The organism is Brevibacterium aurantiacum (assembly GCF_007558825.1).
Taxonomy (GTDB): Bacteria; Actinomycetota; Actinomycetes; order Actinomycetales; family Brevibacteriaceae; genus Brevibacterium; species Brevibacterium aurantiacum_A.
In genome coordinates, this window is the sequence record NZ_VLTK01000003.1 from 137,295 (window position 1) to 159,609 (window position 22,315).

Sequence of the window (22,315 nt, forward strand, 5' to 3'; positions counted from 1 at the left end):
GCTCAAGGGTCTGACTGCTTCAGGCCGCTGCCTCCAGGCCTTCGGTGATGACCTTGTTGTAGATGGATTCGAACGTGTCGAGTGTGTACTCGATGTCATGCTTGGCGACCACATTGAGCGATGCCCTGGCCATAGTGTCGAGGTCGGTGTCGGAGAGCTCGCAGATCTGGGCGAATCGCGAGGCCAGCTCCTCGATATCCCGCGGCGGGAAGAGGAACCCATTGACCCCGTCCCTGACCAGGTGTGGAAGCGCAACCGCATCAGCGAGGACGACGGGTTTGCGTGAAGCCAGTGCCTCCAGCGTGGCGATGGACTGGAGCTCAGCTGTCGAGGGCATGCAGAAGAACGTGCACCGCTGATAGGCGTCCATGAGCTCTTTGTCGCTGACCTTGCCCAGCACATGGATGCGATCGGCGACTCCGAGCTCCGCGGCCAGTTCCTTGAGCGGCTCCTCCTGATCCCCGCCGCCGACGATGTCGGCTTCGAGCCCGAGCGCCGGGTCGGTCTTCGCGACCGCTTCGACGATGTCGGCGGCGTGCTTCTCCGAAGAGAGTCGGCCGACGAAGAGGACACGCGGTGGTGCCGCGACCTCGGTGCCGGAAGCCGCAGTCGACCGCTCAGACGTCGTCGGCGACCCTCCGAACGCCTGCTCAGGCTGGGCAATCCGATCGTTCTGGACGGCTTGATCGTCCTGGGCAGTCTGATCGTCACGCAGGTGCGCGAACCGTTCCAGGTCGATACCGCAGGAGACTGCGCGAATCGGGGAGGTGAACCCGTTCTGCGTCAGCAGGTCGGCAGCGAGCTGCGTGGGCACCGTGATGAAGTCTGCGGACTCGAATTTCCTGCGCAGGTCCCACCAGGCCACGGCAGTACCACCATCGAGGAGGGATTTCGGCGCCCGCAGATATGGTCGCACATTATCGGGCATGAAGTGGTTCGTGGCGACGACGGGAATGCCGCGCTTGCTCGCCTCCGAGAACGCGTAGCGACCGATGACGAAATGCGCCTGAGTATGCACGACGTCGGGCTGAAGAGAGTCGAGGAGACGAGACAGTTCGGGTTTCGTCTCCCAGGGCATGCAGATGGTCCAAGTCGGATGCAGCGGCCAACGATGTGAGGTCAGTCTGTGGACCGTGACACCGTCCTCGGTGCTCACCGAGGCCTTTCCTGTCGCGGATGGACAGGCGACGTGAACATCATTGCCGCGAGCAGCTAGCCCGGCGGCCAGACGTTCTGCGAACTTCGCGGCGCCATTGACCTCGGGTGCGTAGGTTTCCGTCGGAATGAGAATGCGGCGGGCTGGGGTGTGACTATGCGCGGACAGGATTCAACTCTCCTCGGTGTCGGTCAACTGGTCTGTGCGACGAGCGACTCGACGCTGGTGTTCTCGATCTTTGACATCGGGGTGATACCGCGACAATACAACGACGCCCAGACACGCGACCAATCCGGTGGCTGCGATCATGGCGACGAGCCAGGCCGGAGCAGATGCCGCTTCTCCGAGGACGACCGAACCTAAGATCACTGCGCCGATGGGATCAACGACAGTCAGGCCTGCGATGACCATCTCCGGGGGGCCGGCCGCATACGCGTTTTGGACGAACCACGCTCCGATTGCAGTCGCGGCGACGAGGCCGATGACGTTGAGCCACGTGACCTGGTCGATTCCCGCGCGGAGCAGCTGCACGCTGACGAGGTGTGTATTCGTGGCAACACATGCGAACAGCAGACCCGCAGCCATGATGAGCACGAGTTGGGGCGCACTCCGGAAGAACAGCATGATGCCCAGGCCCAGCGCGAGGATGACTGCAGTGATCCACACCAGGGGCAGCGCGTCGGATCCCAGGTGGACCTCTGTGCGGGCGGTGGTGGCTGAGAGCGCAACGAATATCGTCACCCCCACAGTGCACCAGATGACAGCCTGCACCAGACGTCGATTGACCTTGAGCCCACGATGGCGCACACCCAGAAGGACGGACACGATGAGGGAGAAGGCACCGACGGGTTGGACGACCATGACCGGTGCCAGCGCCAGAGCGACGATGTTTCCCACGGTGCCCAGACCGGTGATGATCAGTCCGATCAGCCATTTCCTGTTGCTCAGCAGCTCTTTGAAGTGAGCCCAGCTCAGCCCGTTGTGGGAGTCGTCCTGATCTGCGACGGCGTCATGCTGGTACAGCGCTCCATAGGCCAGTGCCACCGCCGCAAGGACGGCGAGGGCGATTGCCACTAAGGTCACGTGCACTTCTTCCGCTGCATGGGTGGAGTGAGGAATCCTCTTGATTTTACAGTGCGGTCACCTCGCCGAGGTGGTTGTTGACTGGGTTTGTCCTGACTGTATGGATTCCACGCTGTCCGGTGGTGGGGTTAACCGGAACTGTGAGCTAAAGCACTGTTGCCCGCTTTGTCGTGGGCCGAGTGTCTTTGCTAAGCTGACACAACGTGCGCAGGCAACTGCGCCTTTCCTCCGTAGCTCAGTTGGCAGAGCATTCGACTGTTAATCGAAGGGTCGCTGGTTCGAGCCCAGCCGGGGGAGCCGCTTGGGCCCCGTCCGTAAGGACGGGGCCTTTGTCGTGCCTGCAGGTCTGGTGCGCTGGCTTGGGTCGCGCGCAGAGCAGACGGGAATAGTTGATCGATCAAGTAGGTTGTCGACGGTATGAAGGCATTCGGTTTCTTGAGTTTCGGTCACTACGGTTCGGGAAGTGCTCCGGGGGAGTACGGCGCCAAGGAGGCGCTGCAGCAGGCAGTCGAGATCGGCGTCGGGGCCGACGAGATCGGCGTCAACGGCGCGTATTTCCGGGTTCATCACTTCGCTGAGCAGGCAGCCTCGCCGATGCCGCTTCTGGCGGCGATCGCGGCCAAGACCTCTCGAATCGAGGTCGGGACCGGTGTCATCGACATGCGCTACGAGAACCCTCTCTATCTGGCAGAGGAATCCGCTGCCCTTGACCTGCTCTCTGATCAGCGAGTGGCTTTGGGTATCAGCCGGGGATCACCGGAACCAGCAGACCGGGGGTGGGAAGCCTTCGGCTACAGCGACAGTGACGATGCGAAGGCCGCGAACATGGCCCGCGCGAAGTTCGCGAAGTTCCTGTCTGCAATCAAGGGCGAAGAACTCGTGCCAGCCGATCCGACGCAGTTCGGTCCAGGCAAGAAGCTGCGTGTCGAACCGCATTCTCCAGGTCTCCAGCAACGTGTCTGGTGGGGCGCCGGTACTGCGGCGACCGCTGAATGGGCCGCTGCCCAGGGCGTGAACATGATGAGCTCGACCCTGCTGACCGAAGCCACCGGTGCATCCTTCGGTGCGCTGCAACGCGATCAGATCGATCGCTATCGCGCAGCATGGAAGGATGCTGGCCATGACTGGACTCCGCGCGTGTCTGTCAGCCGCAGCATCTTCCCGATCACCACGAACCTCGATGACCTCTACTTCGGTCGCCGTTCAGGTGGAGAAGGTGATCAGATTGGGATCATCGATGGTACGCGCTCGACCTTCGGCAAGACCTATGCAGGCGAACCCGACGAACTCATCGAGGCGCTGAAGGCCGACCCAGCGGTCGAAGCCGCGGACACGGTCCTGCTGACGATCCCGAGCCAACTCGGCGTGGACTACAACCTCCACATCCTGGAGTCCTTCGCCAGCTACGTCGCTCCTGCTCTGGGATGGCAACCCAATACATCTGGCCCGGTGACCGGTTCCGCAGTGTGATTTCGCCCGAGGCCTGAACACTGGCACGTATGATGAAACAGTTCCCACATAGGGGACTGTCGAATCGACTTGGTTCCGTACGGCAACCTCTGTGCGGAATGCGGTCTGAACAGAGGTGATCAGGTGAGCGACGGCCAGCGGATGAATCAGATTCAGAGACGAATCGTCCTCATCGGTCTCGTCCCGCTCTTCATGTCTCTGCTGTCGGTATCGATCATCAACGTCGTCCTGCCCGCCATCGAGGCGGATCTTCAAGCATCGTCCTCGGCTCTGCAATGGGTCCTGACCGGCTATGCTCTCTCGTTCGGCGTTGTTCTCGTGGCAGCAGGTCGAGCAGGCGACGTCTTCGGACGCGGCCAGCTGTTCATGATCGGAGTGGCCCTGTTCGGCCTGGCCTCACTCGTCGCCGGCATCGCGCCCGGGGCGCTGACCCTCAATATTGCTCGCGTCTTCATGGGACTCGGGTCAGGACTGCTCAATCCGCAGGTCGTCGGGCTGCTGCAGCAGTACTTTCAAGGGCCACAGCGCGGGCGCGCGTTCGGACTGATGGGCACCACCGTCGGCCTCTCCGTTGCAACCGGTCCTATCCTCGGCGGTGTATTCATCGCTCTCTTCGGCCCGGAGCTGGGTTGGCGTGCGGCCTTTCTGGTCAATGTCCCCTTCGCGGTCATCTCCCTCATCCTTGCCAGAAGCTGGTTGCCGAAATCAGCCTGGCACCCGATTGCCGCCAACGACGGCACCGATGCGAACCCGGCGGCCGCCTCGGCGAACGAGGGTTACCCATCGAAAAGGGATCGAGACCTCGATCCACTCGGAGTGGTTCTGCTCGGGGTCGGAGTCCTCCTTGTGCTGCTGCCCTTCGTCGAGTCTTCTGTCGGGTGGTTCATCTGGCTCGCCCTGCCACTGGGACTATTCACCATCTGGTTCTGGGCCCGTTGGGAGCGCAGTTACTCGGCCCGTGGACACGCTCCCATGGTCGATCTGAACTTGTTCAGCATTCGCAGCTTCAGCAACGGTTCGATCATCATCACCCTCTACTTCATGGGCGTGACGAGCGTCTGGGTGCTCATCGCGATGTACATGCAGCAGGGTTTGGGCCACACTGCGCTGGCAGCAGGCATGATCGGACTTCCGGCAGCGTTGCTCTCCGCTGTATCGGCAGATGTGTCCGGACGTTTCGTGTTCCAGATCGGCCGCCGACTCGTCGTCTGGGGGATCATCACCTGCCTGCTGGGTCTGGTCTCGACAATCGGCGTGATTTTCCTGCTCACCCAGGGCATCGGCAGCGAATGGTGGATGCTGCTGACTCTGAGCTTCATCGGTGCCGCACAGGGCATGGTCATCAGCCCCAACCAGACCCTGACCCTGCAGGAAGTGCCACTGAAGTATGCAGGCTCGGCCGGGGGAGTCCTGCAGACCGGACAGCGCATCGGCACGTCGATGGGTTTGGCCATCATGACCGCCTTGGCCTTCGCTGTCACAGCGGTCAGCGATTGGAACATCGGCATGATCGCCTCGTTCGCAGCGATTGCGATCATCGTGGTTCTGGCCGGAATCGTCGGTTTGGCCGAGGTCAGGCGAGGCCGGCGCCGTCAGCTCTGAGCGCAATAATGTTACGGAATTTAGACAATCGCGTCTGTCCTCATGTGGAAGACTGTGAACGCACGTTTGCCCATGGAAGGACATATGGTGGTTGAGGCGGTACACGATCTGGACCTGGCTCTCGAAGAGTTGGTGCGCTCAGGTGGGATCGAAACCTATTTCGCCCCCGTCGTCGATGCGTACACCTTCGACAAGGTGGGATATCAGATCCTCCAGGCCCCCACCGATGACCCGGCACTCGGGCACGCTAAATCCGAGAATCTCCGCCGCGAGATGCATGCCTCGGCAATGATCGGCGACATCGATGCCTCGCTTCGGGCAACAGCTCTGAGGACCGCCGAGGCGGCCGGACTGCCCAAGTCGAACCGGCTCTTCCTCCACGCCGAAGACGAATCCTTCGCCACCCTTGAAGATCGCACCGAAGAACCTGACCGCTCCGTCATCCTCCAGCTCGACGCCTCCCGCGTTTCATCGTCTCCTGCATCTGTACTCCGTGCGGTTCGTCAGGCGCGCTCGATGGGATGGGGTGTGGGTATGTCCTCGGTCGGCGCAGACCTGCGCAGCACCTCGTTCGTGCCTCTGGTCAATCCGTCGGTGGTCGGTCTTCATCCCGACGTGCTGCGCATCGACTGCGAATCGCACCTGGCCGAACTCAACCGTCTGCTCCACGCTCACCTCGAACGCACAGGCGCAGTGATCCTCGCCGAGGGTGTTACCACCGAGGACGATCTCGACCGGGTTCGCGCGTTGGGCGCACGCTTCATGTCTGGTCCGTTCTTCGGTCCCGCAACCAAGCAGCCCGAGCCATTCGCCGAGCCGATCGAGGACGGATTGATCGATCATCATTCGCGTAATCTTGCGGCTCTGGGAACTCCCTATTCGGTTGCTCAGGGCCTGCGACGCGAACCGCTCGTGATGAATCGTGAGCTTCTGGTCGCCCAGATAGCTGCGCTCGAAGAGCGCGCCCTGGCTTCAGGTGCCGCCACAATCACACTCGGCGTCTTCGGTGAAGATGAGACCTTCTCCCAAGCCACCCGAGACCGCTATGAACGTATACGCGACACGGTCGGGCTGACGGCGATGTTCTCGGGTGGCTTCACAGAGCCGCCGATCCCGGGTGTGCGCACAGGGGTCGTCGACGCATCAGATCCCATGCGCAATGAGCACGGCGTCGTCGTGGTCGGTCCCGACTGGTCAGGTCTCGTCGCCGCCTCCAAACGCAACGATCCCGGCAGCGACGGTCAGGTCGTATTCGACGTGTACATCACGACCGAGCGTTATACCTGTGTCGATGCCGCTCGAAGTGCGCTGACGCGCATATCACCGATCTCCTCAACGAGCTGATCGTCTGCTGTCCCTGAGCGGACTCTGCCTGCGAGAGGAATGAGCAAGAACGGGATTTGACGATTCCGACTTCCTCGGGCTGCGCGTGAGCCGAATGGGTCCAGGCCGTCAGTTGGTGTTAATCTTATTTCTGCTCGCCCCCGTAGCTCAGCTGGTCAGAGCAGGGAACTCATAATTCCTTGGTCGTCGGTTCAAGTCCGACCGGGGGCACCGCTGTTGTAGTCTTCGTTCATGTCTATTGTCGTCCGATCCCGGCTGCGGAGGATGTCAACGCGATGGCCAAGGCGCATGCGATTGTGGAACTCTCGGTTCGTTGACGGCAGTTCTGACAATTGCGCATGACCCGACTGTCGGAATAGGGACTGCGCGACTGGATGAGGGACTGCGCAACTGTGTGTCAGTCACGATCTTCTGTTTGAGGGGCGTTCCCGCCCAAGGGCAAGACATCACCGGCAAGCGGCGCGCATGCCGCCCACTCGGCATTGGGACCAGCTTCCGCCGCCAGCTGTGTCACGCGTTCCTGCTCGGCTTCGAGCTCTTCAGCGATAGCGGAAAAGGCTGTGGCAGCTCCCACGTTGTCTGCCCGTCTGCGGCTGTGAGCCGTGTACGTCGGTGCAGCGATTTCGTAAGAGGCGAATTCGACAATGAATTCCTCGCCGAGTTCGTTCGCGACCAGTCCGGCCAGATCGATGCCTGTCTTCGTAAAGGCCTGGGCATCCTCCGGTGATTTCCAGTTGAAGTCGGCGTCCAGCGTTTCGTAGTACGACCGTTCCCACGTTTCCAGCTCACGAATCAATCCCGGGGATAATGCGGTGTCCTCATAGTCCACGGGGTAGACGAGCCATAAGACCGTGTCAGCATAGTCCGGGAACATTCGCACCGTGGTCGGTGCAGCGCTTTCCTGCAGCATGGCGCCATCGTAGCGCACAAGGTCACTGGTCCTTACCGACCCTTCGTTCGTCTAGCGCGGGCAACCTGTGGACGCCCTCACTTCGCGTCCTCGTACAGAACCTGGCTACACCCGACGCCACCAGGTCATTCAGTGCTTGGCGCACAGACAAAACTCGTCTATCATTGGCTCTAGCACCTCCTTTCGGATCGTAGGGGAAGACGTATCCGAGGTAGGAGGCACAAATGGATATGACACAGGGCGTACTATTCGTCCACTCAGCACCTCGCGCGCTATGCCCGCACATCGAATGGGCAGCGGGCGGGGCAATCGGTGCACAGGCACGCTTCGACTGGACACCCCAGCCGGCAGCGCCAGGCCTTGTGCGTGCCGAAGTCTGCTGGCGTGCGCCAGCAGGTTCTGGTGCTCGCATCGCATCCGCTCTCCGCGGGTGGGACTCACTGCGCTATGAAGTGACCGAGGAGCCATCTGTCGGAGTCGACGGCGGGCGTTGGAGCCACACTCCAGACCTCGGGATCTATCACGCAGTCACCGACTCTGCCGGTAACATTCTGGTCCCCGAAGATCGCATTCGCTCCGTCATGGAACGCGCTTCCGGTGATCCGACCAAACTCTCCACTGAGATGGCTCTGGCCCTGGGCGAAGCCTGGGACGAAGAGCTCGATGCCTTCCGCCACGCAGGCGAGGGCGCTCCGGTGCGCTGGCTGACCAAGGTCGGCTGAGACTCTCACGAGGCTTCCTGCGCCGTAGGTCCAACTGCGACGCTGAAGCTCCGGAAAAACGACTATGGGCACACCTGCCTACCTCGGGTGTGCCCATAGTCGTATGCAGATGTGCCAGCATACAGCTAGCTCGGTCCCGGTGTCGCCTCGTTGAACGGGGAATCAGATTATCGAGTCTGAGCAGGCGCGAGCATCTGACTCAGCGTTGATTGAGCGCACGAGCGAATGAGTTGATCGGTGGCACGGACGCAGATCAGGCCCCAGCATGATTGCTGGGGCCTGATCTGATCGTCGCTCAGAGGCTGGACCAGTTGTGACTGGACCGCCGCCTCGAGAGGCGCTATCGCATCACACGGACTTGAAGGCGACGACGGCATTGTGGCCGCCGAAGCCGAATGAGTTCGAAATCGCGGCGATGTCTCCGGCAGGAAGTTCTGCAGGGGTGTCGCGGACGATGTTGATGCCCACGACCTCCGGGTCGACCTCGTCGATGTTGATCGTTGGGGGAGCGGTGCGTGTCTGCAGCGCCTTGACCGTGAGGATCGATTCGACAGCGCCTGTACCACCCAGGAGGTGGCCAGTCATCGACTTCGTGGCACTGACCAGAGCGTCACCGACGTGAGAGCCCAGCAGCTGGCTGATCGCCAAGGACTCAGGGATATCGCCGACCGGTGTCGAGGTTGCGTGAGCATTGACGTGCTTGACGTCTGCGGGGCTGAGCTCCGCATTGTCCAGCGCGCTCTGCATTGCACGCAGCGCGTACTGTCCGCCTGGCTCACCACCGGTGATGTGGTAGGCGTCGTTGGAGATGCCCCAGCTGGACACCTCGGCGTAGATCTTCGCTCCGCGCGCCTTGGCATGCTCCTCGGTTTCAAGGATGAGGGTTCCCGCACCTTCGCCCATGACGAATCCATCGCGATCGACGTCATAGGGTCGTGATGCGGTCTCAGGGGAATCGGTGCGGCGTGAGAGTGCCTGCATGGAGTTGAAGGCGGCGATTGTGATCGGGTGGATAGCAGCCTCGGAGCCGCCGGCGATGACGACATCGGCGTGACCGGAGGCCACAACGTCGTAGGCGTGGCCCAGGCTCTCGGTCGACGACGCACATGCGGAGACCATAGTCTGGACACCAGCACGGGCCTTGAACTCCATGCCGATGGCTGCTGCAGGCCCGTTGGGCATGAGCATCGGAACGGTCAGCGGCATGACCCGGCGCGGGCCCTCTTCCTGAAGCGTGTCCCAGGCATCGAGCAGAGTCCAGACACCGCCGATTCCGGTAGCCCAGGAGACCGCGGTGCGGTCCGGGTCCGTCTCCTCGAGGCTGGCATCGGCCATGGCCTCACGAGCGGAGATCAGTGCGAACTGGGAGGAGGGGTCGAGGCGCTTGGCCTGGACGCGTTTGAGATTTTCGGGCACGACCTGTGGGTCGACCTGTGCTGCGAAGTCGACGGCGAGGCCGTACTTCTCGGACCAGTCATTGTCCATTGTGTGGACGCCGGACTTGCCGGCCAGTATGGCTTGCCACGTGGCATCGGCCGTCGCGCCCAATGGGGTTACCGCACCAATCCCGGTGACGACAACTTTAGGTGTCATGGTACAAACCTCGTCGATAGTGTGGACACGGCCCGTCGGTGGACGGGCCGTGTTCGGCTAATTTCTCAGGCCTCTTGAGCCTTGTTGATGTAGTCAACAGCGTCCTGGACGGTGACGAGGTCTTTGACGTCGTCATCCGGAATCTTCACGCCGAACTTCTTCTCAGCGTTGACGACGATGGTCATCATCGAGATGGAGTCGATGTCGAGGTCGTCGGTGAAGGACTTGTTGGCCTCGACTGCTTCCACAGCCAAACCGGTTTCTTCGTTGACGATCTCTGCCAGTCCAGCGAGGACTTCAGCTTCGGTGAATGCCATTTCTTTCCTACTTTCTAGTGTCAGCCGAGGGTTGTTCGACCGGTTGAGGAACTTTTCGACGAGTGTCCCGCCGAATATCTTAGGACATTCACGGAGAGTTTTCCGTGAATGAACCCGTTTAAGGGAGGCGGATCACTTGTGCGCCGAAGACCAGACCGGCTCCGAAGCCGATCTGCAGAGCGTATCCACCACTGAGTTCAGGCTGCTCGCGAAGCAGACGCTCGGTCGCCAGCGGGATGGATGCCGAGGAGGTGTTCCCGTTGTCGGCGATGTCGCGGGCGATGACGACGTGCTCGGGCAGCTTGAGCTGTTTGGCGAGTTCGTCGATGATGCGCATGTTCGCCTGATGCGGGATGAAGGCAGCCAGGTCGGAGGCTTCGATGCCGGACTCGGCAAGAGCCTCTTTGGCCACCTCGGCGCCGTCCCAGACGGCCCAGCGGAATACGGTCGGCCCATCCTGGCGCAAGGTGGGGAACGGAGTGTCGCGGTCGTCGCGGACGTCGTAGAGAGACTCGGTCATGCGGATCGTCGACCAGTTCTCGCCCTTCGAGCCCCAGACGGTCTTCGAGATGCCCGGCTCGTCAGACGACGAGACGACGACAGCACCGGCTCCGTCGCCGAGGATGAAGGAGATCGAACGGTCCTCGGGGTCGATGACCTCGGAGAGCTTCTCCGCACCGATGACCAGAATATTGTCCATGGCCCCGGAACGGACCAATGCGTCGGCCTGTCCGATGCCGTAGCAGTAACCGGCACATGCCGCACTGATGTCCCAGGCGGGGATGGGGCCCGTCCCCAAGCGGTCAGTCAGCGCTGCTGCCGCCGAAGGAGTGAAGTATTCGAAGGTGACGGTGGCGATGATGATGCCGCCGATGTCTTCGGGCTTGAGCCCGGAGGATGCGATCGCTTCCAACGCGGCCTCTTCGCACATGTCGATGACACCGACGTCCTTGCTGGCGCGACGCCGAGTGATGATGCCGGTGCGCTGACGGATCCACTCATCGGAGGAGTTGATGGGCCCGGCGATGTCGTCGTTGGTGACGAGGTTTTCGGCACGGTAGGCACCGATGCCAGTGATCTTGGAGAAGGTTCCGGATTCTGCGGTCTTCAGTGTTGGCATGATGGTCTTCCTTTGATGATCAGGCGTGGGCCGCGGCGAACTCACGCGCACCGTCGAGGTCTGCAGCGGACTTGATGGCGAATGTCTCCACGCCCTTCATGGCGCGTCGTGCGATTCCGGTCAGGGTGCCACCGGGGACCAGTTCGATCATTCCGGTGATTCCCGCATTCAGCAGCGTCTCCTGGCACAGATCCCAGCGAACCGGGTTCGTGACTAGCTTGACGAGGCGGTCGACATAGTCCTGACCGCTCTCAATGACTGTTCCATCCGAGTTGCTGAGGATATACGTGGCAGGATCTGCGATCTCCAGCGCCGAGGCAGTGGCGGCCAGTTCCTGGGTCGCCGAAGCCATGTACTCGGTATGGAAGGCACCAGCGACGGGCAGAGCAATGACGCGTGCTCTCTCCGGCGGGTTCTCCGCCAGCTTCTCCAGATCTTCCAAGGATCCCGCTGCCACCGTCTGCCCGCCTCCATTGACGTTGGCTGGGCTGGCACCGGCTGCCTCGATGGCCGTCAGAACGTCGGCAGGTTCGCCCCCGACGACGGCTGACATGCCTGTCGGCGTCTGGGCCGCGGCCGCTGCCATCCCTGCGCCGCGCACTGCGACGAAGCGCATGGCATCGGCTGGAGAGAAGACACCGGCGATCTGTGCGGCAGCGATCTCGCCGACGGAATGCCCGGCAACATACTCTGCCCGAGCTCCGAGCTCAGCGGCGCACGCGATCGCTGAGGCGACGAGCAGCGGCTGTGCCAGTGCTGTGTCCTTGATGGTCTCGTCATCCGATTCGGTTCCGTGCAGGCGCAGGTCGATCCCGGATGCGGAGGAGAGTTCGTCGATCTGCGCGGCGAAGGCGTCGAGTTCCAGGAAGGAACTCAGAAAGCCCGACTTCTGGGCACCTTGGCCCGGGCACGTGATTGCTAGCACTCAGTTCTCTTTTCACTCGACTTCGGTGTTCAATCTAGTGGATGGATCTTTCGGATCAGTGTGTTTTGTCGGTGTTCGACAATAGCCCGGCATCTGACAGTCGCCCGTAGACCAATGCGATGTGGATGACGAACGCGTCGCGGGAGACCGTCGGATCGAGTGAGATCGCCGAGGTGATCTTCCGGAGCCGGTATCTCACCGTATTCGGGTGGACTGAGAGTGCCTTGGCCGTGGCTTCCAACGACGATCCGAATTCGACGTAGGCGCTGACCGTTTTGAGCAGTTGCCCGGTCCCAGAGGTCAGTGGTTCGTAGTATCGGCTGATGAGTTCGCTCAGGGCGACGGTGTCTCCGGCCAGGGCTCGTTCAGGTAGGAGCTCTTCAGCCCTGACGGGTCGGGGTGAGTCGGGGCGGGCGGTGGCGGCCCTGAGCGCCATGATAGCTGCCCTCGCCGAGGTGGCGGCCTCTGCCAGGCTCGGAACGCTGGGTCCGACGATGACTTCGGATGGTCCGAAGGATTCGGAGAGTTCCTCAACGGCGTCATCGAGTTCGGTGGCACCGCCGAGGACGATGAGCAGTCGGTTATCGTGAATGCCGACGAGGGCATCATCGGCCCATTTGCGGGCCTTGCGTCGGATAACGTCGAGTCCGCGCTTGGCCGACCTCTGCGGGGCCCGTCCGACAAGTACGCTGACGGGACCCTCCGACTGCCACCCGAAGGCAGCGGTACGGCTGGCCAGCTCATCGACGGAGTCGCCGCGAACCAGGGCATCAACGACCATTGCCTCTAAGCGAGCGTCCCAACTGCCCCTGGCCTCGGCGGCTCGGGCATAGACGTCTGCGGCGGCGAAGGCGATCTCACGGGAGTAGACGAGAACGGCTTCCCGCAGCGCCGGCTGCTCGACCGCACGTGCAATGTCGGGCACTCTCTCCTCGACGACTTCGACGACGATCTTGAGCAGCTGCAGGGTCTGCTGGAGACTGATTGCTCGAATCAGGTCGCGCGGGGCGGATTTGAAGATCTCGCTGACGACCCGCAGATCCGTATCGGGTTTGCGGTACCAGTCGATGAAGGATGAAATGCCCGACTGGGCCAACAGTCCGACCCAGGATCGATCAGAGGGGGACATGCTGCGGTACCAGGGGAGCCGAGCTTCAAGTCTCTGCAGGGTCACAGTGGAGAGGACTCCCACTCCTGCCCGCAGACGGCGCGCCGTCTCTGCCCGGCGCCGGAGCGTCTCGGCGTCAGTTGTCATAGGCACCACTTTAAAGGCTTCGTCACAATTCGCTTGTATGCGACACACAATTTTTTGTCGATTGAGACAAGCATGGCCGGAGTCTTAGAGACTCCGGCCATACTCATAGCGGTGTCGATCGCAGTGTCGAATCCGCCCAGCGCGCTGCGATCAGGCGCCGGCACCTTCGGTCGAGCCTGAGGTGCCCGCTGTGACGTCGTCGAGCTGGTACTTCCGTGCCGCCTCGGCGGCCTTGTCGATCGAGATCGCCCCGGTGTCGGCCAGGGAGATCAGAGCCTGTGTCACGACCGACGGTCCATCGACGTGGTAATAGCGGCGTGCTGCAGGACGGGTGTCCGAGATCGCGTAGCCGTCGGTGCCCAGGGATGTGAAGTGGCCTGGCACATACTGACGGATCTGATCCGGAACCGCGCGCATGAAGTCCGAGGTCGCCACAACAGGGCCTTCGGTCTCGGCCATCTTCTGAGTCACATACGGCACACGTGCCTCGACGTCTGGGGTGAGCAGTCGGTCGTCTTCTGATTTCAGGCCATCGCGACGCAGCTCGGTCCACGAGGTCACCGACCACACATCTGCCGAAACGCCCCAGTCCTCGGCGAGCAGCTCTTGGGCTTCGAGAACCCAGGGGACGCCCACGCCGGAGGCCATGAGCTGGACCTTCGGGCCGCCGTTGTCCGGACCCTTCGACAGGAGATACATCCCCTTGAGCACGCCGTCGACGTCGAGGTCCTCTGGCTCAGGGGGCTGGACCATCGGCTCGTTGTACATCGTCAGGTAGTACATGACGTTGGGGTCGCGCTCATCGGCCGGATCGTACATACGGTGGATGCCGTCACGGACGATGCGGGCGATCTCGTAGGTGTAGGCGGGATCGTAGGACACGATCGACGGATAGGTCGATGCCAGCAGATGCGAATGACCGTCACCATGCTGCAATCCCTCGGCCACCAGCGTTGTGCGACCGGCGGTGGCGCCGAGGACGAATCCGCGTGCCATCTGGTCGCCGGCTGCCCAGAAGAAGTCGCCGCTGCGTTGGAAGCCGAACATCGAGTAGAAGATGTAGAACGGGATCATCGGCTCACCATGCGTAGCATACGAGGTGCCCACAGCGGTCAGCGCTGCGGTGGCACCGGCCTCGTTGATGCCAACATGGAGCAGCTGGCCGTCGGTGGCCTCCTTGTAGGCGAGGAAGAGATCGCGGTCGACCGAAATGTAGTTCTGGCCGTGCGGGTTGTAGATCTTCGCCGTCGGGAAGAACGAGTCCATGCCGAAGGTACGGGCCTCGTCCGGGATGATCGGCACGATGCGCTTGCCGAACTCCTTCTCTCGCATCAGGTCCTTGAGCACTCGGACGAAGCCCATGGTGGTGGCGATCGTCTGCTTGCCCGAACCGCGTTTGCCTGCGTCGAAGGCCTTGTCGGAAGGAAGCTTGAGATCGATGTGCGTGCTGCGTCGATCGGGGGAGTATCCGCCCAGTGTCCGACGACGTTCCTGCATGTACTTGATCTCCGGAGCGTCCTGCCCAGGGTGATAGTACGGGGGCAGCTTCGGGTCGGCTTCGAGATCCTTGTCCGAGATCGGGATCTGGAAATGATCGCGGGCCAACTTGAGGTCGTCGATCGTCAGCTTCTTCATCTGGTGGGTCGCATTGCGAGCCTCGAAGTGAGGTCCCAGCGAGTAGCCCTTGACGGTCTTGACGAGGATCACGGTCGGCTGGCCGGTGTGCTCGGCGGCGGCCTTGTATGCAGCGAAGACCTTGCGGTAGTCGTGACCGCCGCGCTTGAGGTTCCAGATCCTCTCGTCGCTGTAGTCCTCGACCATGGCCTTCGTGCGGGGATCGCGACCGAAGAAGTTGTCACGGACGAATCCGCCGGACTCTCCTTTGTAGGTCTGGTAGTCACCATCGGGGGTGGCGTTCATGAGGTTGACCAGTGCGCCGTCTCGGTCCTTGCCCAGGAGGGTGTCCCATTCGCGGCCCCAGACGACCTTGATGACGTTCCATCCGGCGCCCCGGAAGTAGGCTTCGAGCTCCTGAATGATCTTGCCGTTGCCACGGACGGGGCCGTCGAGACGCTGCAGGTTGCAGTTGATGACGAAGTTGAGATTGTCGAGTTCTTCGAACGCGGCGACATGGAGCATGCCGCGACTCTCCGGCTCATCGAGCTCTCCATCGCCGAGGAACGCCCAGGTCTGCTGCTGCGAGGTGTCCTTGACTCCACGGTTTTGCAGGTACTTGTCGAACTGTGCCTGCGCAATCGCGTTCATCGGGCCCAGGCCCATCGACACCGTCGGGTGCTCCCAGAAGTCGGGGAGCTGATGCGGGTGAGGGTACGAGGGCAGTCCGCTGGGCTTGCCGTCGATCTGGTGGGACTGCTGCTGACGGAATCCGTCGAGGTCCTGTTCACTCATCCGGCCTTCGAGGTAGGCGCGAGCATACATACCGGGCGAGGCGTGGCCCTGGTAGAAGATATGGTCGCCGCCGCCGGGGTGGTCTTTGCCGCGGAAGAAGTGGTTGAGTCCGACTTCGTAGAGCGTGGCAGACGAGGCATAGGTTGAGATGTGTCCGCCGACCTCGACTCCGGGCCGCTGGGCACGGTGGACGAGCATCGCGGCATTCCAGCGGTTCCAGCGTCGGTAGCGGCGCTCGACCTCTTCGTCACCGGGGAACCACGGTTCGTTCTCAGGACCGATCGTATTCACGTAGTCGGTGGCGGTCAGGCTGGGCACGCCGATCTGCTTCTCTCGCGAACGCTGAAGCATCCGCAGCATGACGTAACGTGCACGTGACCGTCCGCCCTCGTCGATGAGGCCGTCCAGCGATGCCAGCCACTCCTCAGTCTCTTCGGGATCGATGTCGGGCACCTGGCTGGGCAGCCCATTGAGTATCGGTCCGCCCTGTTTCCGATTGTCCACGGTGTGGTCCTCTCTTCCGCTCCACGATCTTCGTTGGTGTTGAGATCCGGGTGATCGAGTGGAATGGAAGATCAAATCATGATTGAGCCCAGGGTCCACCAGATACTCCCATCAGCCTAGTCCTCCCGCGCGAAGTTCGCTGGGGCGAAATTTTGTGATCTCGATGACGAGTTCGTGGTCTTCGATGCTCTTTGAGGTGGATTGCATCCGGTTGGCGCGCCGCCATTTGCACCTCCGGCACACTTGACGGAACAATAAGGGCATGAGTAACTCCTCTTCTGAAAGGACATCTTCCACGTCGACCCTCCCCAACGAGCTGGGCCAGAACCTTGGTTTGGCTGCGGGAGACTATGTGCAAGAAATCGGCTACGACGATGACGTCGACTTGGACCTGTGCCAAGCGATCGAAAACATCATCGGTGAGAAGATCGCGGACGGTGATGTCGATGATGTCTTCGACGTCATTCTGATGTGGTGGCGCTCCGACGACGACGACCTCATTGATGGTCTTGTCGACGCGCAGGCAACATTGAAGGAAGGCGGAGTCGTCTGGCTCCTGTCTCCCAAGGCAAGTCGCCCCGGGCATATCAGCCCGGCCGACATTTCTGAGGCAGCTCCCACAGCTGGCATGCATGTGACCTCGACGGTCAGTGCTGCCGAACACTGGGCCGGCTTCCGTTTGGTGGGCAAGAAGAACTATTCATGATCCTTCGGCCCGGAGACCGGGCCCCTGATTTCCGCGTGCCCGATCAGTTCGGGTCCACGCTCCACCTCGCCGAGGTTCTACGTCGCTCGGCTGTCATCCTCGTCTTCTTTCCGTTCGCCTTCTCGCCCGTGTGCGGCGATGAGGTCAGCGCCCTTGATGACCTGCGACAGTCGCTGGAGACCGAGTCTCTTCCGGTCGAGATCATCACCATGTCCGTGGATTCGAAGTACACGCTCGCCGCGTGGTCGGAGGAACGCGAGATCAGCCTTGATCTCGGCTCGGACTTCTGGCCGCACGGCGATGTCGCCCAGTCTTATGGCGTCTTCGACGCTTATCACGGTGTGGCCGAACGCGGAGTGTTCGTCATCTCCCGAACAGGTACGATCGTGACCAGTCGTCAGGTCGCACGAACTGAGACGCGTGACTTCTCCGTTGATGTCGCTCAAGCGCGAGCACTCTGCGGTTGAGCGAATCTGATCATCGGATCAGCAAGGAGGAATGAAACATGGCCACCATCTTCACCAAGATCATCAACGGGGAAATTCCGGGCACTTTCGTCTACCAGGACGACGTGTGCGTTGCATTCCTCGATGTGTCGCCGATGACCGAGGGCCACACTATGGTCGTGCCCCGGGAAGAGATCTCACACTGGATCGACGCCGACCAGGATCTGCTCGATCACCTGATGGCGGTGGCGCGACAGATCGGACGTGCCCAGCAGGAGGCCCTCGACTGTGAGCGCATCGGCCTGCTCGTCGTCGGCTACGAGGTTCCACATCTGCACATCCACGTCCTGCCGACGAACTCGATGGACGATTTCGATATCTCTGACCGTGCGCCCATGCAGACCCCCGAACAGCTGGCAGGGCCCGCCGAGAAGATTCGGCGAGCCCTGGAGCGAAAGTCCTGACTGCTCCTAGGAATCCATGTTGGCGTCCAGGTAGAGATGAAGTGAGTCCCGGACCAGCTCGGCGCCCTCGGTGCCGCCGTAATTGGCACCGAAGCGCGGATCGCTGACGTACATGTCTGCCAAACCGCGGACATATCCGTCCATGTCACCGTCGGGATCATTCGCCGGAGTCCCCGGAACAGCTCGCAGCCACTGAACGTGACGGTGAGCCAGGTCCTGGCAGCGCTCCGATTCGGGATCGGCTCCTGCTGCGGCGGCGTTCGTCCAGTCCTGACTCAGCTGGTCGACTGTCGCCTTCCATGACGCCTTGTCTTCGGGTCTCATCGACTCCCACCACTGCGCAGACGACTCATAAGCCGCTTGGCCCCAGCGCTGCGTCACTTCCTCTTTGTACTTGCGATGGTCGAAACCATCGAACATTTCCTCTGCCATGAGAGGTTCACCCGCTTCCAATCGTGCGATGGTCGCGGTGACGGCGGCGATCTGCCGCTCGATTCGTGCACGCTCGCGTCCGAGGCTGTGCACGTGTTCGCCCAATGCCGCAATCGGGTCGGAGGTGCCTTCGAGCGCCTCAGCGATCCGATCCAACGACATCCCGAGCTCCCTGAGCAGGAGAATGCGCTGTAGGCGCACCAGCCCTGTCTCGTCGTAGTAGCGATATCCGTTGTCGGCAGTGTACGTCGGTGGCAGTAAGCCGATTGCGTCATAGTGACGCAGTGTTCGGCTCGTCGTCCCCGTCATCCGCGCTGTTTCCTGTATGGACCAGTCCATACCGATCAGCTTAGAAGTTGACGTCGCGTCAATGTCAACGAGGACATGGGCACGGGTACTCCCTGGATCGGCAGCGGAGGACGGTCGGCCGGCTCAGGCGGCTGCTCGGCGCGCGTCGAGGGCAGCGATGAGATCGTCTGCCAGGTCATCGACGTGCTCGAGTCCGACAGAGAGCCGGATGAGACCGTCGCCCGGCCGTGCGGTGGCCGCAACCGGCCTGTGTGTCAGAGACGCCGGATGTTGGATGAGCGTGTCGACGCCGCCCAGGGATACTGCGTGAACGACGAGACTGCAGTGTTCGACGAAGCTGCGCGCCGCCTCGAATCCTCCGGCCAGCTCCATTGCGATCATGGCTCCACCACCGGACATCTGGCGCCCGAGAAGTCCGCGTGGGTCCTGGCCGTCCAGTCCTGGGTAGTGCACAGCTGCGATGGCAGGGTGCGCAGCCAGGCGCTCGGCGAGTTCACCAGCGGTGGTCTGTGCCGCGCGCATGCGCACGGCCAGAGTGCGCAGGCCCCGATGGAGGAGGTAGGCACCCATCGGGTGGAGAAGGGCTCCCGTGATGGCTCGGACCTGTCGCAGGCGCATCGCCCAGTCGGAGTTGGTCGCGATGATGCCGCCCATGGCATCACCATGACCGCCGAGATACTTCGTCGCGCTGTGCAGAACGAGGGCCGCTCCGTGGGAGATGGGCTGCTGGAGCACAGGGGTGCAGAAGGTGTTGTCGACCAGCACAGGCACGTTGCCGGCGGCTGCGACGACACCATCGAGATCCACGAGGTCGAGACTAGGGTTGGCCGGGGTCTCCACGATGACGAGTCCGGTGTCGTCCTGGATCGCCGAGGCGATCTCGGATTCTTCGGCCCACGTGACCCTCGTGCCCAGCAGCCCGGATTCGAGGAGGTGATCGCTTCCGCCGTAGAGCGGACGCACTGCGACGATGTGCGGTGTTCCTGCGCTGACGGCTGCGAGGAGAGCCGCGGTCATTGCGGCCATGCCCGTGGCGAATGCGACCGCCTCGTCGGCATGTTCAAGCTCGGCCAGGGCCGTCTCGAAACGTGCGACACCAGGCTGCCACAGGCGCTGGTAGACGGCCGAATCGCCGTCCTTGAGCGAATGCCCGCTCGCCAGCCATTCGTAGGAGTCACCGCCGGTGGCGACATCGTTGACTGGATTGGTGGTCGAGAGGTCGATGGCCGGAACATGGACTCCAGCCTCGGTGAGGCCTTCCAACCCGCCATGGACCATGAGAGTTTCTGCATGCAGTGAGGTCATGTCAGCATTCAAGCTATTCCTGCTATGAACCGCAATCATCAGTCAAGAATCCGTGATTTTCCGTGTTCTCATCGAAACTTCTTGAATCTCTTATGCCAGACTGTGAGTCATGTCGCAGAAAGTGGAACTCGATGATGTTGATCGACAGCTGCTCAAGGCTCTCAGCGATGATGCCAGAGCATCCGGGACCGCTTTGGCCGCGGCGGTCGGCATCTCCGAGTCGACGGTTTCGCTTCGTCTCAAACGCCTGAAGACGCTGGGCGTGATCAGAGGCTTTCGGGTCGACATCGATGCCGCAGCTGTGGGCATCCCGCTGCAGGCACTGATCTCCATCCGTCTGGCCAAACATGACCGAGCCGAGATTGATGCCTTCACCGCCGCGGCACCGCAGTTCCCCGGGGTGGTGCGGATGTATCACATGGCCGGAGCCGATGACTATCTGCTCCACATCGTCGCCACCGACACCGAGGCGGTCCAGTCATTCGTTCTGGACTACCTCACCCGCTACCCGGCGGTCGCGCACACCCGCACCAACCTCATCTACAAGGTTCAGGATGGTTCAGCCTGGATTCCCGACAGAGCCTGAACCTCGCTGCGGGGCTTCATCACCATCGAGAAGCCATAATTGAACCATGACCACTCAGAAGACACAGCCCACCGACGTTGACGTCAACGAGTTCCTCGCAGCTGCCAGCCCGAACAAGCGACGCGAGGATGGATTCGCGCTGGCAGCGATCTTCACCGAGGTCACCGGCACGCAGCCGGTGATGTGGGGTCCGTCGATCGTGGGGTACGGACAATACCAGTACGTTTCACCATCGAATCCGCGCAACCGTGGTCACTGGCCCAAGACTGGATTCTCACCACGTAAGGCTCAGCTATCGCTGTACGGGCTCAAAGACACACCAACCGGAGCGGCGTTGCTGACCAGCCTCGGTACATACACCGAGGGTGCCGGATGCGTGTATGTGCGCAAGCTGGAAGACATCGACGAGGCGGTGCTGCGCAGACTCATCGCCATTGCGTTTGAGCGCCCCGACGATCCCGAACCCGCGTCCTGACTGCTGTCTGGACTGCCACATTGCACGGCTGTTTCGGCTGAGTCAGTGTCGACTGGTGATCGTCAGTCCCTGTTTGCGCTGATGGACCGAGAAGTACCGCAGGCCCTGAACCTCGTCGGCGAGGAAGCGTCGACGAGAGAGACGGGGCAACCAGACGATCTGGCCCGGCGCGAGCGGGATCGTGGTCAGCTCTGTCTCCAGGGTTCCGCCGCCGTCGAGGATGTGGATGAGCACGTCGAGGCCGGGCCCAATGTGTTCCTTGATCTCACCACCGGGTGAGAGTGCGATGATGTTCGCATCGAGATCACGCGACTGTGGCTGGAGCTGCCACACGGAACCTGAGGCCTCCGCAGGTCCGTTAAGTTCCTCGAGATCGGCCAGGACGCGGGGGAGAGGCGTCGCTGCTCGCTTGCTGATGAGAACCCGGAATTCCACGTCAATTGACGACTGTGGTTCCCAGGCCATTGCCTCGGCGAACTCCGCCTCCATCTCGCGCTTGAGATGCTTGGGTTCGTGGTCGTTGATGAGGATCAGACCGGAACCGACATCGAGTTTCCGATAGGCCGCCATGATGAGCGGATGCCGCTCAGGCTTGGGAACCGTCCGAACGTCAAAGGTTTCGGATACTGGGCCACCGGCCATGGTCAACCTCCAAAGTCAGTCTCACATCGATCAACTACAAGTTAACATCAGGGCTGAGAGGTCTAAGCGGCAGAAGTCGAACGAGCAGGACGGGGCAGATGATGAATGACAATCCACAAACCCAGAACCTCGGCGAGCTGGCCGCCGAACTTCTGCAAAAGGCACGGGGCGCCACCAGCGGTCGGGCAGCCCACAGCGTCTACAGCGGGCACTATCTCAAGCAGGCCCTGCTGACATTGACGGCGGGGACGACGATGGCTGAGCATGATTCACCGCCGGAGGCGACGTTGCAGGTGCTGCGGGGGAGTGTGGCTTTATCGTCAGCGATGGACTCGTGGGACCTTCGCGTCGGAGACCTCATGACGATTCCTCCGGAGCGACATTCAGTGCAGGCGCATGAGGACTCAGCATTCCTGCTGACGATTCGAACCGATGTCAGCTGATCAACCGGGCCAGCTCCAGTGGGGATTCCAGCGGCTCTGACCAGGCAGGATGCCCAGCGGGGCCCGTAAGAAATAGAAAAAAGTGCCGCGACATCGT

22 protein-coding genes and 2 tRNA genes are annotated in these 22,315 nt (G+C 61.8%); 12 read left to right on the plus strand and 12 right to left on the minus strand.

The features are described 5' to 3' along the window. Positions 1-19: 19 nt before the first annotated feature. Entirely contained in the window at positions 20-1,327 is a 1,308-nt protein-coding gene (locus tag FO013_RS05510) for a glycosyltransferase (protein ID WP_313900573.1), read from the minus strand. Further along, positions 1,328-2,239 (minus strand): DMT family transporter, encoded by a 912-nt coding sequence (locus FO013_RS05515; protein WP_260848009.1) that lies wholly within the window; start codon positions 2,237-2,239, stop codon positions 1,328-1,330. It abuts the gene before it with no gap. A gap of 224 nt (positions 2,240-2,463) precedes the next feature. Here FO013_RS05515 and FO013_RS05520 point away from each other — a divergent pair. The 5 genes from FO013_RS05520 to FO013_RS05540 all read left to right on the plus strand — a co-directional run bounded on the left by FO013_RS05520 (position 2,464) and on the right by FO013_RS05540 (position 6,865). Continuing rightward, positions 2,464-2,536, plus strand: a tRNA-Asn gene (locus tag FO013_RS05520). A gap of 120 nt (positions 2,537-2,656) precedes the next feature. Continuing rightward, entirely contained in the window at positions 2,657-3,709 is a 1,053-nt protein-coding gene (locus FO013_RS05525; RefSeq protein WP_143921582.1) for an LLM class flavin-dependent oxidoreductase, read from the plus strand. Between the two features lie 123 nt (positions 3,710-3,832). After that, on the plus strand, positions 3,833-5,311 hold the full coding sequence (locus tag FO013_RS05530; RefSeq protein WP_143921583.1) for an MFS transporter: 1,479 nt from the start codon (positions 3,833-3,835) through the stop codon (positions 5,309-5,311). 84 nt (positions 5,312-5,395) lie between these two features. Next, positions 5,396-6,655, plus strand: a complete 1,260-nt coding sequence (locus FO013_RS05535; protein WP_143921584.1) for an EAL domain-containing protein — start codon at positions 5,396-5,398, stop codon at positions 6,653-6,655. A 136-nt stretch (positions 6,656-6,791) separates the two neighbouring features. Continuing rightward, positions 6,792-6,865, plus strand: a tRNA-Ile gene (locus tag FO013_RS05540). A gap of 187 nt (positions 6,866-7,052) precedes the next feature. Here FO013_RS05540 and FO013_RS05545 read toward each other — a convergent pair. After that, positions 7,053-7,583 (minus strand): hypothetical protein, encoded by a 531-nt coding sequence (locus tag FO013_RS05545; protein ID WP_143921585.1) that lies wholly within the window; start codon positions 7,581-7,583, stop codon positions 7,053-7,055. A gap of 212 nt (positions 7,584-7,795) precedes the next feature. On the opposite strand from FO013_RS05545, the gene FO013_RS05550 reads away from it, so the two are divergent. Next, on the plus strand, positions 7,796-8,287 hold the full coding sequence (locus FO013_RS05550) for a DUF3145 domain-containing protein (RefSeq protein WP_143921891.1): 492 nt from the start codon (positions 7,796-7,798) through the stop codon (positions 8,285-8,287). Positions 8,288-8,635: 348 nt separating this feature from the next. Here the strand turns inward: FO013_RS05550 and FO013_RS05555 are convergent, their stop codons facing one another. The 6 genes from FO013_RS05555 to aceE all read right to left on the minus strand — a co-directional run bounded on the left by FO013_RS05555 (position 8,636) and on the right by aceE (position 16,410). Continuing rightward, positions 8,636-9,880 (minus strand): beta-ketoacyl-[acyl-carrier-protein] synthase family protein, encoded by a 1,245-nt coding sequence (locus tag FO013_RS05555; protein ID WP_143921586.1) that lies wholly within the window; start codon positions 9,878-9,880, stop codon positions 8,636-8,638. A 65-nt stretch (positions 9,881-9,945) separates the two neighbouring features. Next, positions 9,946-10,197: an acyl carrier protein gene (locus FO013_RS05560; RefSeq protein WP_009882400.1), complete on the minus strand. Its 252-nt coding sequence runs from the start codon at positions 10,195-10,197 to the stop codon at positions 9,946-9,948. A gap of 118 nt (positions 10,198-10,315) precedes the next feature. Then, positions 10,316-11,317, minus strand: coding sequence for a beta-ketoacyl-ACP synthase III (locus FO013_RS05565; protein ID WP_143921587.1), 1,002 nt, complete (start codon positions 11,315-11,317; stop codon positions 10,316-10,318). A gap of 19 nt (positions 11,318-11,336) precedes the next feature. Further along, positions 11,337-12,242, minus strand: a complete 906-nt coding sequence (locus FO013_RS05570; protein WP_143921588.1) for an ACP S-malonyltransferase — start codon at positions 12,240-12,242, stop codon at positions 11,337-11,339. Between the two features lie 55 nt (positions 12,243-12,297). Further along, on the minus strand, positions 12,298-13,497 hold the full coding sequence (locus FO013_RS05575; RefSeq protein ID WP_143921589.1) for a PucR family transcriptional regulator: 1,200 nt from the start codon (positions 13,495-13,497) through the stop codon (positions 12,298-12,300). 150 nt (positions 13,498-13,647) lie between these two features. After that, entirely contained in the window at positions 13,648-16,410 is a 2,763-nt protein-coding gene (aceE, locus tag FO013_RS05580) for a pyruvate dehydrogenase (acetyl-transferring), homodimeric type (RefSeq protein ID WP_143921590.1), read from the minus strand. 262 nt (positions 16,411-16,672) lie between these two features. Here aceE and FO013_RS05585 point away from each other — a divergent pair, with 262 nt between their 5' ends. From FO013_RS05585 to FO013_RS05595, 3 genes are read left to right on the plus strand one after another with little or no spacing between them, the layout of a single operon-like run. Further along, complete coding sequence (locus tag FO013_RS05585) at positions 16,673-17,116, plus strand: DUF3052 domain-containing protein (protein ID WP_260848010.1); 444 nt, start codon at positions 16,673-16,675, stop codon at positions 17,114-17,116. Further along, a complete protein-coding gene (locus tag FO013_RS05590; protein WP_143921591.1) occupies positions 17,113-17,583 on the plus strand; it encodes a peroxiredoxin in 471 nt (156 codons plus the stop codon). Before FO013_RS05585 ends, FO013_RS05590 begins: the two co-directional genes overlap by 4 nt. A 38-nt stretch (positions 17,584-17,621) precedes the next feature. Next, a complete protein-coding gene (locus FO013_RS05595; protein WP_143921592.1) occupies positions 17,622-18,026 on the plus strand; it encodes an HIT family protein in 405 nt (134 codons plus the stop codon). Positions 18,027-18,032: 6 nt separating this feature from the next. Here the strand turns inward: FO013_RS05595 and FO013_RS05600 are convergent, their stop codons facing one another. Further along, entirely contained in the window at positions 18,033-18,797 is a 765-nt protein-coding gene (locus tag FO013_RS05600; RefSeq protein ID WP_143921593.1) for a MerR family transcriptional regulator, read from the minus strand. A gap of 93 nt (positions 18,798-18,890) precedes the next feature. Next, a complete protein-coding gene (locus FO013_RS05605; RefSeq protein ID WP_143921594.1) occupies positions 18,891-20,072 on the minus strand; it encodes a trans-sulfuration enzyme family protein in 1,182 nt (393 codons plus the stop codon). A 109-nt stretch (positions 20,073-20,181) separates the two neighbouring features. On the opposite strand from FO013_RS05605, the gene FO013_RS05610 reads away from it, so the two are divergent. Further along, complete coding sequence (locus FO013_RS05610; protein ID WP_143921595.1) at positions 20,182-20,658, plus strand: Lrp/AsnC family transcriptional regulator; 477 nt, start codon at positions 20,182-20,184, stop codon at positions 20,656-20,658. Positions 20,659-20,704: 46 nt separating this feature from the next. Next, entirely contained in the window at positions 20,705-21,133 is a 429-nt protein-coding gene (locus tag FO013_RS05615) for a DUF1801 domain-containing protein (RefSeq protein ID WP_143921596.1), read from the plus strand. A 42-nt stretch (positions 21,134-21,175) separates the two neighbouring features. Here the strand turns inward: FO013_RS05615 and FO013_RS05620 are convergent, their stop codons facing one another. Continuing rightward, positions 21,176-21,775 (minus strand): DUF2249 domain-containing protein, encoded by a 600-nt coding sequence (locus FO013_RS05620; protein WP_143921597.1) that lies wholly within the window; start codon positions 21,773-21,775, stop codon positions 21,176-21,178. Between the two features lie 98 nt (positions 21,776-21,873). Here FO013_RS05620 and FO013_RS05625 point away from each other — a divergent pair, with 98 nt between their 5' ends. Further along, positions 21,874-22,218: a cupin domain-containing protein gene (locus FO013_RS05625; RefSeq protein WP_143921598.1), complete on the plus strand. Its 345-nt coding sequence runs from the start codon at positions 21,874-21,876 to the stop codon at positions 22,216-22,218. The last annotated feature ends 97 nt before the right edge of the window (positions 22,219-22,315 follow it).